We start from the raw sequence: 16,215 nt of genomic DNA on the forward strand, positions 1-16,215 counted from the left end.
GCCGCCAGTGTAGTAACACTTCGGGAAGGAAGTGTTATCTGGCGGCGAGGGCCGTGCACATCCGTCGGGAAGGACAGCCGTCGGGATCAGCCCTCCGAGCCAGCCCTCTGGATCAGCCCTCTGGATCAGCCCTGCGGTTCGGCCGCGGTCGTGGCCTCGAGCCGCTCGAGCTCCTGCTCCGCGATGACCGGATCGAGCTTCACGAAGATGCCGGTGGGCTTCACGACCTTCTGGCCGACGCCCACCGGGTGGTGCTCCCAGGCCGGGACGCCCGTGTAGTCGCCGGTGATGATCGGGTATCCGGGCCCGCCGTCGAGGTCGTCGACCTCCACGATCGAGGGCATCGGGGCGATCAGCCGTTCCCCGCCCAGCGCCTTCTCGACCTCGTTGGCCGAGTGCGGCAGGAAGGGAGCCATCATCGTGTTGAGGTCGGTGACGGCCTGCGCGAGGACGTGCAGCACGGTGAGCAGGCGGGGCCGCTGCTCGTCGGCCTTCATCTTGAAGGGCTCGGTCTCGGAGACGTAGCGGTTCGCCTCGCCGACGAGACGCATGACCTCGGCGATCGCGGCGCGCTGCCGGTGCGCCTCGATGAGACCGCCGACGGTGTCGAAGCCCTGCCGGATCGCGCCCAGGAGCTTCTCGTCGACCTCCTCGAGCTCCCCGGCAGCAGGGATCTCCCCGACGTTCTTGGCGATCATCGCCGCGGTGCGGTTGACCAGGTTGCCCCAGCCGGCGACCAACTCGTTGTTGGTGCGCGAGACGAAGTCGACCCAGGTGAAGTCGGCATCCTGGTTCTCCGGACCCGCGGCCGAGATGTAGTAGCGCAGCGCATCGGGCTGGTATCGCTCGAGCATGTCGCGCACGTAGATCACGATCTTCTTCGACGAGGAGAACTTCTTGCCCTCCATCGTGAGGAACTCGCTCGAGACGACCTCGGTGGGGAGCTTCAGCTCGCCGAACCTCCCGGGCTCGCCGCCCTTGTCGCCCTTCCCGTTCTGGGCGATCATCTCCGCCGGCCAGATCTGCGAGTGGAAGACGATGTTGTCCTTGCCCATGAAGTAATAGGCGAGCGTCTCGGGGTCGTTCCACCAGGCGCGCCACGCTTCGGGGTCGCCGCTGCGGCGCGCCCACTCGATCGAGGCGGAGAGGTAGCCGATCACGGCGTCGAACCACACGTACAGGCGCTTGTTCGGCTGGTCCTCCCAGCCCGGCACCGGGATGCCCCAGTCGATGTCTCGGGTCATCGCGCGCGGCTTGATGTCGTCGAGGATGTTCTGGCTGAAGCGGATCACGTTCGGGCGCCACAGGCCCGTGGCCTCGCGGTCGTCGAGCCAGCGGCCCAGCTCGCCGGCCAGGGCCGGGAGGTCGAGGAACCAGTGGGAGGTCTCGATGAACTCCGGGGTCTCCCCGTTGATGCGGGAGATCGGGTCGATGAGGTCCGTGGGGTCGAGCTGGTTGCCGCAGTTGTCGCACTGGTCGCCGCGGGCGCCGCCGGCGCCGCAGATCGGACAGGTGCCCTCGATGTAGCGATCGGGCAGGGTGCGGCCGGTCGACGGGGAGATCGCGCCGGAGGTCAGCTTCTCGACCATGTAGCCGTTGTCGCGCACGGTCACGAACATGTCCTGCACCACCTGGTAGTGGTTGCGCGTCGTGGTGCGGGTGAACAGATCGTAGGACAGCCCGAGCGCGACGAGGTCCTCGACGATGAGGCGGTTGTTGCGGTCGGCGAGCTCGCGCGCGGTGATGCCCTCGGAGTCAGCCTCCACGAGGATCGGGGTGCCGTGCTCGTCGGTGCCGGAGACCATGAGCACGTCGTTCCCGGCCATGCGCATGTAGCGGGAGAAGACGTCGGAGGGGACGCCGAAACCGGCGACATGGCCGATGTGGCGGGGACCGTTGGCGTACGGCCAGGCGACCGCGGACAGGACTGTGCTCATAGCAGTCGATTCTAGGGGAGTGCGGGTGGGTTCTCCGACGGGTCCTCCGATATCGGGCCCGCGGTGCCCGCTCAGGCAGGGGCGGACGGGGCGTGGTGGAGCACGGCCCGCCATCCGAAGCGGACAGCCCCGCCCACATGCCGGGAGGAGTCGTCGAGGAAGGCGACCTGGTCGGGGCGCAGCGACGTTCCGAGCTCCTGCTCGATCCGGGCATGGGCGCGGGCGTAGGCCTCCTGGTCGGGCTTGGCCGCGCCGAGATCTGCGGTGTTCAGCAGGAAGCGTCGGCCCGGACCGAGGAAGGGCGTCATCCCCAGCTCCTCGAGCTCCTCGGGCACCCGGTCCGTGCCGTTGGTCAGCACGAACACCCCGAGTCCCGCGGCGCGCAGTGATTCGAGCTGCGTCAGGACCCCCTGGTCGATGCGGGCGGGGGAGGCGAGCCAGGCGGCGATCGCGGCGTCGGCCGCCTGCGGGCTGCTGCCTGCCGCGACCAGTGCGGAGGCGGCGTGCTCGCGCCATCGGCGATGGGTGCCGCGCCCGCGCACCACCTCGTCCAGGAACGGATGACCGAGCACCGCCTGATACGCCGTGCCGGCGGGAGTCCCGGTGATCCCGTCGAGCTCGCTCCACAGCGACCCGTCGAAGATTCGCAGCACGCCGTCGAGATCCGACACCACCGCCCGGATGTCGTGGTCGCGGACCAGCTCGCGCAGCTGCTGCAGGGAGGTGCTCATCGCGCCATCGTACGAAGGCGGGGCGAGAGGCTCCTGGAGGAGAACGGAGCGGAGCACCCGCCCGCCCCGATACCCTGGACCCATGAGCACCGAAGGACTTTCCGCAGCGCAGAAGAAGATGGCCGACGAGGGGGTCGCACAGACCGCGATCGACGTCTTCTCCCATTACTACGGGCAGCTCGAGGACGGGGTCACCGGCTCCATCCCCGAGGACACCATCGAGCCCTACCTCGACCCGCCGCTGCTCGAGGACGTCTCGATCGATCCCGCGCACGCCAAGCAGGTCTTCGACCAGCTCGCGATCATCAACCTCAACGGCGGCCTGGGCACCTCGATGGGCCTGGACCGCGCCAAGTCGCTGCTGCCGGTGCGCGAGGGGAAGACCTTCCTGGACCTCATCGTCGAGCAGGTCCTCGCCGCCCGCCGCGGCACGGGCTCGCGCCTGCCGCTGATCTTCATGAACTCCTTCCGCACCCGTGAGGACACCCTCGAGGTGCTCGCGAAGTACGAGGACCTGCCCGTGGGCGACCTGCCCCTGGACTTCCTGCAGAACAAAGAGCCCAAGCTCCGGGTCGACGACCTCACCCCGGTGGACTGGGAGGCGGACCCGACGCTCGAGTGGTGCCCGCCCGGACACGGCGACATCTACACCGCTCTGCAGACCTCCGGCCTGCTCCAGCAGCTGCTGGACGCCGGTTTCAAGTACGCCTCGGTCTCCAACTCGGACAACCTCGGCACCGTGCCCAATCCGGTGATCGCCTCCTGGTTCGCCGCCACCGGCGCGCCGTACGCGGCAGAGCTGTGCCGTCGCACCCCCGCGGACCGCAAGGGCGGCCACCTCGCCGTGCGCAGGTCCGACGGCCGCCTCATCCTGCGGGACACGGCCCAGACCCCGGCGGAGGAGATGGACTACTTCACCGACGAGCACCGCCATCCGTTCTTCCACACCAACAACCTGTGGTTCGACCTTGAGCAGATGGCGGCCGTGCTCGAGAAGCAGGGCGGCATCATGGGCCTTCCGCTCATCCGCAACGAGAAGACTGTGGACCCCGCCGACAAGACCAGCACGCCCGTCTACCAGATCGAGTCCGCCATGGGCGCGGCGATCGAGGTGTTCGACGGGGCGACCGCCATCGTGGTGGGGCGCGACCGCTTCCTGCCGGTGAAGGCCACCAGCGACCTGCTCCTCATGCGGTCGGACGTCTATGCGCTCGATGAGCGCGCGGCACTGGTCCAGCAGGTCGAGTCGGTGCCGACGGTGTCGCTCGCCCCTGACTGCTACAAGCTGATCCAGGACTTCGAACCGCGCTTCCCGCAGGGTGTGCCGTCCCTCAAGGAGGCCACCAGCCTCGACGTGCAGGGCCGCTGGACCTTCGGTGCGGACGTCTCCGTGTTCGGCGACGCCGTGCTCGGCGACGAGGGCGGCGAAGTCCCCGAGGGCGCCCGGGTGGGCACGGCCAGCACCTCCTGACTTCCCGCACCGCCCGCCCTCCAGCACCGCCTGCCCTCCGGCCCGCCTGCCCTCCGGCACCGCCTGCCCTCCAGCACCGCCTGACCGCAGTTACCCGCATCCGTGTCCGTGCGATCGTTCGGTCGTCGGGACGGCTTCCCCGCAGGGCTGCCTGGTGCGATGCCTATCGAGTGCGTCCTTGGCGTTGCCCTAGGACTGCTTATCCAGCTCCAAGGACGCACTCGACGAGGGCACCGGGGTCTGGCGCCTCTGCTGAGAGCGGCGCGCTTCCACTGAGGGCGGCGCGCTTCAGCGTCTCGCGATCGACAGCCGAGGCACGTCGACAGTTGGCGCTGACGGTATCTGTGTTCCTCTGTGTTCCTCGGTGTTCCTCTGTGTTTCTCTGTGCGCCGCGGACCCGCGTCGTCAGCTGGGGAGGAAGGGTTCGTCCCCAGCTGACCTGCGATGTGTGCACAACCCGACGAGCCGCGTTCAGGTGTTCGATGCTGTCGGTATGCCGAGCCGACCGCGTCCCCTTCCTCCAGATCTGCCCTTCGCCGCCTTCACGACGGAGGAGGCGACGGGGCTCGATGTCTCCAGCGCTCGGCTGAGGGCGTCAGATCTGCGCTCCGTGGCCCGTGGGCTGTGGGCTCGTCGCGACCTCCCGCTCACCGAGCTGGATATCGTCGCCGCGTACTGCCGCCAGGACCCCGCGGTCTTCGCCGCCGGGCTCACGGCTGCTCGACTCTGGAAGTTCCCGCTGCCCGGCACCCTGTCCGAGGGCGTCGTCGAGCCCGTCAGGCCGACCGGGCAGAGGTCGGGTCGATCCGTGTTCAGACCGCGCGGGAACTGGGTGGACACCCGTATCCATCTGGCGACTGCCGGCGTACGGCGTCGGGAGACGGCACTCCTGAGGTGGAGCTTCCTCCCGATGGAGCCGACCCTGCTCGGCAGCGACTCCGGAGTACGGATCACCTCGAGGATCCGGACATACCTCGATCTGGGCGGCACACTGCGTCAGGACGCGCTCGTGGCCATCGGCGATCATCTGGTGCGGAGGCCGCGCTCGAAGTTCGAGGGTCGCGCCGAGCCCTACACCACGTGCGTCGATCTCGCGGACGCAACGCAGCGGTTCTCGGGCCGTGGTGCCCGGAAGCTGCGTCGGGCGGTGGATCAGGTCCGAACCAGCAGTGATTCTCCCGCGGAGACCAGGCTCCGCCTCGCCTTCGTCGCTGCCGGCCTGCCGGAGCCGCTGGCCAACGTGCGCATCTCGGGGCCGGTGGAGGCGGACGAGGGGCCATGCGATCTGGGCGAGCCCGACCTGCACTGGCCGCAGTGGAAGGTTGTCGTCGAGCATGAGGGCCCGCACCATCTCCGGGCCGAGCAGCTGGCCAAAGACATCTCACGGGGAGATCGCCGTCGAGCGGCAGGATGGCAGGAGGTGCGGACCACAGCGGACGATCTGTCCTTCGGCTGCCGAAAGGCGGTGGCGCGCGTTCGCGCCGCCCTCGTCGCAGGAGGGTGGAGACCGTCGTGAGCCCGTGAGCCCGTGAGCCCGTGAGCCCGTGAGCCCGTGAGCCCGTGAGCCCGTGAGCCCGTGAGGAGTGGCCCGTGGCCGGTGGCCCGTGAAGAGCGGTACGCGAGACCAAGCAGGGGACGCGGACCGTGGAGTGCGGTACACGTGACCAGACAGGGACGCGGCTCGTGGAGAAGATCGATGGGCACCGGGCGGGCTTGAGCGGGATCCGGGCAGGACCCAGCCGCGCACCTCGGGCGGATGTCAGATATCGCTCTTCCAGTGCGTCCTTGGCGCGCCCTCCGCTGGTCGAGGACAGCGCCAAGGTCGCACTGGGACCGCTGGGACCGCTGGACCGCTGGACCGCTGGACCGCTGGTCCGCTGGTCCGCTGGTCCGCTGGTCCGCTGGTCCGCTGGTCCGCTGGTCCGCTGGGCTGCTGGGGCCGCTGGGGCTGCTGGGCCGCTGGAGCCGCTGAGTTGCTAGAGCCGCTGGGGCCGCTGGGCCGCTGGGCCGCTGGGCCGCTGGGGCTGCTGGGCCGCTGGGCCGCTGGGCCGGCCCTGGCTCAGCTCAGGTGCGTCCACTGCCGCCGCGGGGTGGCGGCGAGGGCGAGGGTGCGGGCGAAGCCGGCCTGGTCGAGCAGGTGGGTGCCGACGTCGGTCTCGCGGGAGCCGATGACCAGGTCCGTCTCCGGATCGCGCCGGTCCTCCCACAGCCGCTGAGCGTAGGCCTGCGTGATCTTCCGACCCTGGACCCGAGCGCCCAGGATCGACTCGGCCATCAGGAGGTTCGACAGCAGGATGGCGTTGAACTGGATCGGCTGCTCGTCGAATCCCGCCCCCGTGGTGTAGGGGTCGTAGTAGGCGACGATCGATCGGGCCAGCGCCAGCGCGTTGTCCCGGTGCGTCGCATCGCCGGTGAGCTCGTAAGCGAGAGCCTCGCAGCCCAGCGGGACCCCCTGGTTGTAGGTCCAGAAGGTCCTGTCGATCTTCCCCTCGAGATCGATGTTGTCCCAGAACAGCCCGACGTCGGGATCGAGCAGGGTGTCCCGGCCCCAGGCCATCCAGCGCAGGGCGTCCTCGAGCGCGCTCTCGTCGCCGGTGAGCTGATGGATGCGCAGCGCCACCTTCGCCGAGGGGAAGGTCGAGACCGTGTTGCGGGAGTGGTTCCAGTCCCCCTGGGTCCAGAAGATCCCGCCGGGGGAGGGCAGCGAGGGATCGGTCGACTCCCCGGAGCGGAACAGCTCCAGGAGTTCGACCGCCCGATCCAGGTCCCCGGCGGCGCCGCCGCTGACCAGGTGCTGCTCGATCTCGAGCAGGGCGATCCAGTCGTTGTCGTCGTAGAAGAAGTCGCCGTTGGCGCCCTGCTGCGAGTCCGTGGCGGCGGTGTATCCCGGCACACCGGTCGTCCCGCCCTGCGGGTACCAGTAGTGCTCCTGGGCGCGGATCAGCGCCGCGTCGGCGGCGTCGAGATCGAGATCGCCGAGATCGGCCGACGGGCCGCCCGCGTCCAGTGCGGTGATCAGCTCGGTGACGGCGGCGCGGGCCTGGGAGAGCGGCCAGACGTAGGTGAACTCCGGGTCGTCCGCCTGGCGGGGGAAGCGTTCGATGAGCATGTCCGGATCGGTCTCGGCCGGGAAGTTCGTGAGCAGGGCGCGGGTCGCGTCGACCGCGCGCTGGGAGGTCTCGCGCGGCGACGGGGCCTTGCCGCCCTCGGGGTCCATCTCGGTCACGGCAGGATCGGTCCTCTCGGTCGGTGCGGGGAGGGCGGGCGCGGCCAGGGCAGGTGCGGCCAGAGCAGGCGCAGCGCTCAGCGCCCCGCCTCCGAGCGCGGTGGCAGCGAGGACGGTGCGCCGTGACGGCGCGGACGGGATGGGCATGACGAGGCACCTCTGTGCGGTCGGAGCGGGATCGGTCCCGCCCTACGCTAGCCGCGGGCGTGACCTGTCGCACAGCGTTTGGTCGAGAGTCTGGAACGGGCCACGGCAGAGCGCCCCTCGGGTCAGGACCTGGCAGTCGTCGGGCGCGACGAGGCGTCCGGCTTCTCCTCCGGCTTCTCCTCGGGCTTCACCAGCAGGTGCCCGATGGGTGGATCCGTCACCCAGCGCGTCAGCCGGCCCACGATCCCCGAGCCCAGGATCGCCGTGAGGAGCAGCGCTGCGACGACCAGGCCGAGGGTTCCCCACCAGGTCGAGGTGATGTCCGGCACCTCGTCGGCGTACCGGAACGAGACCAGGACGAGAGGATGCAGCAGATACACGGTCAGCGAGCGTTCACCCAGCGTCGTCAGCGGTGAGCGGCCCCGCGGCGTCACGATCAGCAGGGCGAGGGCGCCGATCACCCCGACTGCGAGGACGGCGAGGCGCAGGACCATGCCGATGAGCAGCCCGTTGTCCTCGTCGTACGCCTCGCGGAGGAAGAAGATCGACGTGCTGAAGTCCTCCCGCATCAGAACGGTGCAGACGAGGGCCCCCAGCAGCACGAGCGCTCCCAGCCAGCGGTGGCGGAAGGCCTTGAGCCGCTCGAGCATCTGCGGCGTGCACACGAGGCCGACCACGAAGAACGGCAGCATGCTCACCAGCCGGCCCACGGTGAGGGTCGAGTCGAGTCCCGGATCGAGCGGGGAGATCACGGCGATCGCGACGGCGAACACCAACGGGTGGCGCAGCTGGCGCAGCACAGGGGTCGCCAGACGCCACAGCATCAGTGCCAGCAGGAACCACAGCGTCCAGGCCGGCAGGAAGAGCTGGAGGTGGTACTGGTCGCCGAGCAGGACCATCTTGGCGAACTCGTGGATCAGCTGGAAGATCACATACGGCACGACCATCGAGGTGAGCAGACGGCGCACCTGTCGGGGCTCATTGCGGTACGAGCGGGAGAGGAACCCCGAGATCATGACGAAGCCCGCCATGTGGAACGAATAGATCCAGGTGTAGATGGTGTCCGGGAGCATCTCGGAGGACTGGAAGAAGCTCTCGATCGTATGCCCGACGACCACCAGGGTGATCAGGATGCCGCGCGCATTGTCGAGGAACGGGTCCCGGGGCGGACGGGCCGCCGTCGTACGGGACGTCGTCGTGCGGGCCCCCGAGGTCGAGGCATCGCCCGGGGTCTCGGGGTGCGGGGATGCCGGGTCGCCGTCGGGCATGGAGCTCCTTCGAGCTGGTACTCAAGAATGACGGGAGCAGAGTACGACCTCGTGCTGCTGTCGTCCCCCAGGTGCGCCCGGCAGGCTCCGGACGTGTCTCAGGCGTCGCCGCGCAACCACCCTCGGCCGCCGGTGAGGTCCAAGGGTTCGGGCAGCGGGTTGCCGTAGCGGTGGTTCGTCGCGCTGATCGCCTGCTCGTGCAGGAAGGTCAGCATTTCGACCCGTGCGGAGACCACGACGGCACCGGTGAACAGGGCGACCGTGATGTGCTCCGCGATGGCGGACCGCAGGGCAGGGTCCGCCTCCCCGATCAGCCGCACGCGGGCCTGCTCCAGATCCGGGATGCGCAGCGCGAAATCCGCGGCGCCCTCGACGAGGACCTGGGTGGATTCGAGGCCCGAAGCGGTGGCGACCGCCGCCAGCTCGGCATCGGCGACCGAGACCTCCACGTCGGCACCCACGGTCGCCGCGGCGTGCAGTACGCGGGTCAGCTCCGCCGGCGCGGTCCCGGGAGCGGCGCGCACCAGGACCGGCAGGGGCAGGTACCGCAGCACGTTGATCTCCCCGTGCAGCTGCTGCAGATCGCGCGGTGCGAACGCGGAGGACCAGTGCTCCCGGTCCGAGTGGCGGGCGCGCTCGAGCCACGCCTCGTCCTGGCCCGGAACGCGCGGCGCGGCATCGGCGGCGTCCATCAGGTGCACCAGGTAGTTGGGGCCGCCGGCCTTCGCCGTCTGACCGATCGCGGAGCGCTTCCAGCCGCCGAAGGGCTGGCGCTGCACGATCGCTCCGGTGATCCCGCGATTGACGTACAGGTTCCCGGCCTCCACGTGCTCCGTCCACCAGGCGACCTCGGCAGGCTCCAGGGAGTGCAGGCCGGCGGTCAGCCCGAAATCGGTGCCGTTCTGGATGCGCATCGCCTCCTCGAGGGAGCCGGCGTGCATGATGCCCAGCACCGGACCGAAGTACTCGGTGCGGTGGAAGGCGGAACCCTCCTCGACACCGGTGCGCACACCGGGGGTGAAGAGGCGGCCGCTGTCGTCCAGCTGCCGGGGGCGGGCGAGCCAGGATTCGCCGTCGCCGAGCTCCGTGAGACCCGAGGCGAGCTTCTCGCCGGGCTGCTCGATGACCGGTCCCATCTGCACGGTCGCATCCGTCGGCTCGCCCACGTGCAGGCTGAGCACGGCGTCGGCGAGCTGGGCGGAGAAGCGGCGGGACTGGGACACGGAGCCGACGGCGATGACCAACGACGCCGCCGAGCACTTCTGGCCGGCATGGCCGAAGGCGCTCGCGGCGACATCGTGGGCGGCCAGGTCGAGATCGGCGTGCGGAGTGACGATGATGGAGTTCTTGCCGCTGGTCTCGGCCAGGATCCGCAGCTCGGGCCGCCAGGAGGCGAACAGCGCGGCCGTGTCCGATGCTCCGGTGAGGACGAGCTGGTCGATGCGGGGGTCGGAGATCAGCGCCCGCCCCACCTCGTCCTCGGGGACATCGACGAGCGTGAAGACGTCCTGCGGCACTCCGGCCTCGTGGAAGAGACGGCCCAGGAGGGCTCCGCAGCGGCGGGCCTGGGGCGCCGGCTTCATGATCACGGCGCTTCCGGTGACGAGGGCGGCGAGGGCGCCTCCGGTGGGGATCGCGACCGGGAAGTTCCACGGCGGGGTGACCAGCGTGAGCGGTCGCGGGGAGAAGGTGACGTCCTTCAGGGCGGCGAGCCGCTCCGCCTGCTCCGCGTAGTAGAGGGCGAAGTCGATCGCCTCGCTGACCTCGGGGTCTCCCTGCTCGAGGGTCTTGCCGGTCTCCGAGGCCATCACTTCGAGCAGGTCGCCGCGATACGCGGAGAGCGTGCCGGCGACGCGGCGCAGGATCAGGGCGCGCTTCTCCACGTCGAGGGCGGCCCACCCCTGCCCCGCGGCGAGCGCCCGCGTGATCGTGCTGCGGACCCCCTCCACCGTCTCGATCCGCGCCGCACGCGCCTCGTCCTCCCCGAGCGAGGAGCTGCGGATGCGATGCGTGATCTGCTCGGCCCATTCCTGGTTCGCGGGAGTCGAGAGGTCGGTGTCCGGGGTGTTGCGGAAGGCGCCGGGAACGGAGGGCAGGGCTGAGCTCCCCAGCTGGGCGAGGGCGCCCTGCGTCTCGGTGGAGCGGTCCTGATCGCGATGGGTGGGCAGCGAGGATTCCCGGAGGGCGCGGTCCAGCGCCCTGGCGAACCGCTGCTGCTCCCGCTCGAACAGGTCCGCCTGGGTGTCGAGCTCGAAGGCCGCCGAGAGGAAGTTCTCCGAGGAGGCGTTCTCCTCGAGGCGACGCACGAGGTAGGACACGGCGACGTCGAAGTGCTGCGGGTGGACGACGGGCACGTACAGGCGCATGGTGCCGGTCGCCTCCCGGACCACGGCCTGCTGACCGGGAGCCATCCCGGCGAGCATCTCGAACTCGACGCCGCTGCCGGCCCCCGCAGGGATCCCGCGCTCTCCCATGAGCAGATGCGCGAAGGCGACGTCGAACAGGTTGTGGCCGGCCACCCCGAGATGCACGGCGGCGAGCTGCTCGGGATGGAGGGCGTCCAGGAGCACCCGCTTGTACTGGGCGTCGGTCTCCTCCTTGCTGAGCAGCGGCGCCTGCATCCAGCCGTGCACGGAGGCGTCGACCTTCTCCATCGCGAGGTTCGCGCCCTTGACCAGGCGCACCTTGATCGGAGCGCCGCCGTCGGCCACCCGGCGCTCGGCGAAGCGTCGCAGCCGAGCCATCGCCGACGGGGCGTCGGGGAGGTAGGCCTGGAGCACGATGCCGGCAGGCATCCGGGAGAGCTCGGGACGGTCCAGGAGCTTCTCGAAGACCTGCAGGGTCAGCTCGAGGTCGCGGAACTCCTCCATGTCCATGTTCAGGAACGTGGGATGGTCCCCGTGAGCCGCCTCGAGGTACAGCGGGAGCAGCGTCTCGACGATGTGGTCGACGGTCTGCGCGGCCGCCCACAGCGGCAGGTGATCCACGATCGAGGAGACCTTGATCGAGGCGTAGTCGACGTCGTGCCGGGCGACGAGCTCGCGCACGCCCTGCAGCCGACGGGTCGCCTCCTGAGCGCCGAGGACCGCCTCGCCGAGCAGGTTGATGTTGAGCGCGGTGCCATCGGCGGTGAGCCGGGTGATGGCTGTGGAGAGCGGGCCGCTGCGGGCGTCGAGGATGAGGTGGGAGACCATCCGGCGCATCGCCGCCTGGGCGGTGGGCACCACGAGGGACGGCGCGATGCGCGAGCCGACGCCGCCCAGGGAGACCACCCGGCGCAGCGCGGGCGGGAGGAATGCCGGCGGATCCTGCGCGAGACGACGCAGCTCGACGGCCGCGGCCTTCGGGTCCTCGGGACGGATCACGCGGTCCACGAAGGCGAGGGTGAAGTTCAGACCCTGCGGATCGCGCAGGAGATCCGAGAGCATCTTCGCCGGGCCCGGCACGGTGCGGGTGGCAGCGGCGTCGACCCAGGCGTGCACCTGTGTGGCGACGTCCTCGATGGTCAACGTGGTGGTCATGCGCTCATCGAGCGGGAACTGCGACGTGGACAACGTGTCTTCTCCTCGGTCGCCGTGCAGGACGGCGGAAACAGTCGGCGCAGGGCTTCATCGCCCTCCTGTGATGGTAGGTCCTCGGCACCGCCGTGGAGGCACTCCGGTGCCCGGATTCGTGGAGGTTGTGTGACCGGGATGGGACCATTCCGGGACGACGCGGGATCAGCCCCGGGCACCCGGCCGGCGACCCCGACCGGGCGGCCCGCGCTGAACCGGTCGGTAGGATCCGCAGGACGCCCGTGATCGGGCTGTGACACGATGCGGGCACGACACCGACGTTCTGTAGGAGGCAGTGATGAAGAAGTTCATTTTCCTGGCCGGTCTCGCGGTCGGATTCGTGGTCGGCTCCCGGGCGGGCCGCGGACCGTACGAGTCCCTCGAGCGCACTGCGCGGCAGGTGGCTGACGACCCGGAGGTCCAGCGCCGCGCCACGCAGGCCAAGGAGACCGCGGGCCGTGTCGCGCAGGACACCGCGACCACCGTGAAGGACAAGGCTCCGGAGGTCGCCTCGGCGGCGAAGGATGCTGCCTCGGGCGCTGCCGCGTCGGCCTCGGGCGCGGCGGCATCCGCTAAGGATCGCCTCGGCGGTGGGCATCAGGACGACCTGGACGCGGAGTCCACCAGCGGTGGCGGCGACGCCGAGGTCGGCGACGACCGTCCGCTCAGCTCCTGACGCTCAGTTCATGACGTCGAGCGTCCTGGGACGCTGACGACGAGACGCGCCGCGGTTCCCGATCCGGGAGCCGCGGCGCGCGTCGTCGTGCTGCCGCCGGAGCGGAGGGATCTCAGCCGAGCACGGCGACTCCCGCGGCGTCCTGCTCCTGGAGGAAGCAGGGCCCGCACAGGGAGACGTAGGTGACGTCGGTTCCGTCGATCGCGACCTGCTCACCCTCGAAGACGAAGCGTCCCTCGATGCTGCGGCAGTTGAACTCCGCCTGGGATCCGCAGCGGCACATCGTCGGCAGCTTCTCGACGTTGTCGGCGAGCTCGAACAGGCGCGTCGCGCCGGGGAACATGGCCGTGCGGAAGTCGGTGCGCAGCCCGTAGCAGATCACGGAGATGCCATCGAGCTTGGCGATGCGGAAGAGATGGTCGATATGGACGGGCTCGAGGAACTGCGCCTCGTCCACCAGTACGCAGTGCAACGGCCGCAGCCCCCGCTCGTCGGCCATGGCCGCCACCCGCTCACGCAGATCCTCACCGGGATGGGCGAGCACGTCCACCTGCCGTCTGGCGCCGCCCCGGGCGACGATCCAGTTCTCGCCCTTGGTGTCCAGCGCCGGCTTCACCGTGAGGGTGGCCAGGCCCCGCTCGTCGTAGTTGTACGCCGTCTTGATGAGGGTGTCGGACTTCCCGGAGTTCATCGCTCCGTACTTGAAATGCAGCTTGGCCATGCGTGAGTGCTCCGGGGTGGTGAGGGGGTGGGGCAGGGTGCCCAGCGTACGGGCCGACGGATGCGGGCAGGGGCGGGGCGCCCTGCTCAGAAGGCGTCCAGCACGCTGGGCCGGGGCCCGGCGAGGAGGGCGTCCAGGAGACGCCCGGCCTCGGCGTCGGCCTCGACCTCCAGCCCCAGTCGGCGGGCGTCGGCGATGGTCCGGCCGCCCACCAGCAGGAGCGACGCGGCGTGGATGCTGAGGCGGACGGTTCCGCCGTCGGCCGTGCCGGCGTCCTCCGTGGGCTCCGCGGAGATCGTCCCGTCGGCGGCCGCGACGACCCACGCGCCCCCCGCACGGCAGATGCCGGCCGGGACGGTGGCGTCCTCGACCACGAGCCGGAATGACCCGGCGAGCCCGGCCGGGGCGCGGCGGGCCTCGAGGGCCGCCGCCGTATCGATCACGCGCATCATGAGCAGCGGGATCGGATCCGGGGTCGGTCGGGAGCCGGCCCCGGGCAGCACGTCGAGCACGGGATCGTCCGTGCGCAGGCGCAGGCAGACGTGTTCGAGGACCGTCGACCACGAGGCGAGGGAACCCAGCAGCGCGATCCGGTCCTCCCGGGTGCGGCCCAGAAGCTCGTGGATCTGCAGCCCGTACCCCCGCTCGGAGGAGGGGACCCGGTTCCAGGAGACGTATCCGTGATCCGTGCCGGAGTCGTCCACGAGCAGCAGCGCCGACCAGCCGTCGCTCGGCAGACCCTCGGGGAACAGCGGTCCCTCGCGCAGCAGCATCGCGTTGTCGCCGGCCGTGAGCTCCCGGTACAGGGCGCGCACGCGCGGCATGGTCTCCTCGGTGACCGGGACCAGGCGCCTGCCCGGGACCCGAGGCAGCTGCTGCAGGTCCAGCAGCGGGACGATGATGCTGTGCAGCGAGGCGACCACCTGGTAGCCGAAGCGGCGGTAGATGGACGGGTTCGAGGGATACAGCATCGAGACCGGCATCCCCTCCGCGTCGCAGCGGGCGAGGATCTCCATGATCAGCTCGCCGAAGAGTCCGCCGCCGCGATGCGCAGGGTGCACGGCCAGGCCCCCGATGCCGCCGCAGGCGATCTCCGCGCCCTCGCCCCACGTGATGCGGTCGCGTCGGATCCTCGCGCCGGCGGCGATCACGCCGTCGGCGCCTCCCGGCAGGGCGGAGGAGTCGACACCGATCGGGATCTCGCCGGGGGTGAAGGGACGCGGCTCCGGATCGGGCGGCGACCCGCCGAAGGCGCCGGAGGAGAGCCTCCGATAGGAGACATGGTCATCGGACGTGAGGTCGCGGACAGGCATGGCGATGAGTCTAGGTCGGGTGCTGTTGCATACTGACAGCGCCGTACCCAACGTTGAGGAGCTGCTGTGAACCCACGCCGTGATCATCCATCGGCGAGCGCGCCACGTGAGGGGGCCCGCAAGCCCCTGACCCGTCCCAACAGCGCCCAGCACTCCCATCGCGAGTCCCTGTTCAAGCGGCTCTCCGCCGGGGATCCTCGCAGCGACCAGGACCCGCAGCGTCGGATCCCGGTGGGGCTGTCGACCTCCTCGGTGTTCCCCGCGGGCGTCGAGGAGTGCTTCCGCCTCGCCGCCGAGATCGGCTACGACGGGGTCGAGGTGATGGTGTCCTATCCCAAGGACAGCCAGGACCCGAAGATCCTGCGCGAGTACTCCCAGCGCTACGACCAGCCGATCCTCTCCCTCCATGCGCCGACGCTGTTCTTCCTGCAGGGGCTCTGGGGCCGTGACGCCTGGGTCAAGATCGAGCGCACCGTCGAGATCGCCAAGGAGCTCGGGGTGCCGACGGTCGTCGCGCATCCTCCGTTCCGGTGGCAGGGGAAGTACGCCCGGGAGTTCGTCACCGGGGTCGCCGCCCTGGAGGAGAAGCACGGGGTCGCGATCGCGGTCGAGAACATGTACCCGTGGCGGCTCGGTGTACGCGAGCTGCTCAACTATCTTCCCGACCACGACCCGACCGATGAGGACTACGCCCACGTCACCGTCGATCTCTCCCACGCCGCGACGGCGGGGGACGACGCCCTGGAGATGATCGACCGCCTCGGCGACCGGCTCACCCATCTGCACCTGGCGGACGGCTCCGGCCGTACGACGAAGGACGAGCACCTGCCGCCGGGGGAGGGCAACCAGCCCTGCGCCGAGGTGCTGCGGCGCCTGGCCAACCGCGGCTGGGAGGGCTCCGTGCTCCTGGAGGTCAGCACCAGCGGCGACGCCGAGCATCGCGAGCAGATCCTGCGCCAGTGCCTGCTCTTCGCCCGCCATCATCTTGGTCACCACCTCCCGGACGCCCTCGATCCCGGGGACCTGCCGGAGGGCTGACCGGACGTGGCATCCGCCACCTCGGCAGACAGCCCACAGGTGTCGGTGGGAGACTGGCCGTCGCATGTGCTCGACCCGGTTCTCGACGCCCCTCGGGGCGCGCCGATCAGGGTCGGCGTCCGTCCGGCGGCCA

11 protein-coding genes are annotated in these 16,215 nt (G+C 70.3%); 4 read left to right on the forward strand and 7 right to left on the reverse strand.

Translation table 11 applies throughout. From position 1 onward, the window contains the following. Positions 1-125: 125 nt before the first annotated feature. Entirely contained in the window at positions 126-1,937 is a 1,812-nt protein-coding gene (gene metG, locus ABD093_RS09420) for a methionine--tRNA ligase (protein ID WP_193117543.1), read from the reverse strand. Positions 1,938-2,008: 71 nt separating this feature from the next. Further along, a complete protein-coding gene (locus ABD093_RS09425; RefSeq protein ID WP_343924002.1) occupies positions 2,009-2,668 on the reverse strand; it encodes an HAD family hydrolase in 660 nt (219 codons plus the stop codon). An 82-nt stretch (positions 2,669-2,750) separates the two neighbouring features. On the opposite strand from ABD093_RS09425, the gene ABD093_RS09430 reads away from it, so the two are divergent. Continuing rightward, a complete protein-coding gene (locus tag ABD093_RS09430) occupies positions 2,751-4,139 on the forward strand; it encodes a UTP--glucose-1-phosphate uridylyltransferase (RefSeq protein ID WP_193117545.1) in 1,389 nt (462 codons plus the stop codon). 493 nt (positions 4,140-4,632) lie between these two features. Next, positions 4,633-5,655: a hypothetical protein gene (locus tag ABD093_RS09435; protein WP_343924004.1), complete on the forward strand. Its 1,023-nt coding sequence runs from the start codon at positions 4,633-4,635 to the stop codon at positions 5,653-5,655. A 543-nt stretch (positions 5,656-6,198) separates the two neighbouring features. Here the strand turns inward: ABD093_RS09435 and ABD093_RS09440 are convergent. The 3 genes from ABD093_RS09440 to ABD093_RS09450 form a co-directional block, all read right to left on the reverse strand. Next, positions 6,199-7,512 (reverse strand): glycoside hydrolase family 76 protein, encoded by a 1,314-nt coding sequence (locus ABD093_RS09440; protein ID WP_193117547.1) that lies wholly within the window; start codon positions 7,510-7,512, stop codon positions 6,199-6,201. Between the two features lie 122 nt (positions 7,513-7,634). Beyond that, a complete protein-coding gene (locus ABD093_RS09445; protein WP_193117548.1) occupies positions 7,635-8,780 on the reverse strand; it encodes an acyltransferase family protein in 1,146 nt (381 codons plus the stop codon). 98 nt (positions 8,781-8,878) lie between these two features. After that, complete coding sequence (locus ABD093_RS09450) at positions 8,879-12,334, reverse strand: bifunctional proline dehydrogenase/L-glutamate gamma-semialdehyde dehydrogenase (RefSeq protein ID WP_343924007.1); 3,456 nt, start codon at positions 12,332-12,334, stop codon at positions 8,879-8,881. A 298-nt stretch (positions 12,335-12,632) separates the two neighbouring features. On the opposite strand from ABD093_RS09450, the gene ABD093_RS09455 reads away from it, so the two are divergent. Further along, the gene (locus tag ABD093_RS09455; RefSeq protein WP_343924009.1) at positions 12,633-13,010 is read left to right on the forward strand and encodes a hypothetical protein; all 378 of its coding nucleotides are present in this window, start codon (positions 12,633-12,635) and stop codon (positions 13,008-13,010) included. A 112-nt stretch (positions 13,011-13,122) separates the two neighbouring features. Here the strand turns inward: ABD093_RS09455 and ABD093_RS09460 are convergent, their stop codons facing one another. Together ABD093_RS09460 and ABD093_RS09465 are read right to left on the reverse strand one after the other, a co-directional pair. After that, positions 13,123-13,731: a thymidine kinase gene (locus tag ABD093_RS09460; protein WP_343924011.1), complete on the reverse strand. Its 609-nt coding sequence runs from the start codon at positions 13,729-13,731 to the stop codon at positions 13,123-13,125. 86 nt (positions 13,732-13,817) lie between these two features. Next, positions 13,818-15,044, reverse strand: coding sequence for a GNAT family N-acetyltransferase (locus tag ABD093_RS09465; RefSeq protein WP_343924013.1), 1,227 nt, complete (start codon positions 15,042-15,044; stop codon positions 13,818-13,820). A 66-nt stretch (positions 15,045-15,110) separates the two neighbouring features. Here ABD093_RS09465 and ABD093_RS09470 point away from each other — a divergent pair, with 66 nt between their 5' ends. Continuing rightward, positions 15,111-16,082: a sugar phosphate isomerase/epimerase family protein gene (locus ABD093_RS09470; protein ID WP_193117552.1), complete on the forward strand. Its 972-nt coding sequence runs from the start codon at positions 15,111-15,113 to the stop codon at positions 16,080-16,082. The last annotated feature ends 133 nt before the right edge of the window (positions 16,083-16,215 follow it).

This window comes from Brachybacterium tyrofermentans, from assembly GCF_039526165.1.
GTDB lineage: Bacteria > Actinomycetota > Actinomycetes > Actinomycetales > Dermabacteraceae > Brachybacterium > Brachybacterium tyrofermentans.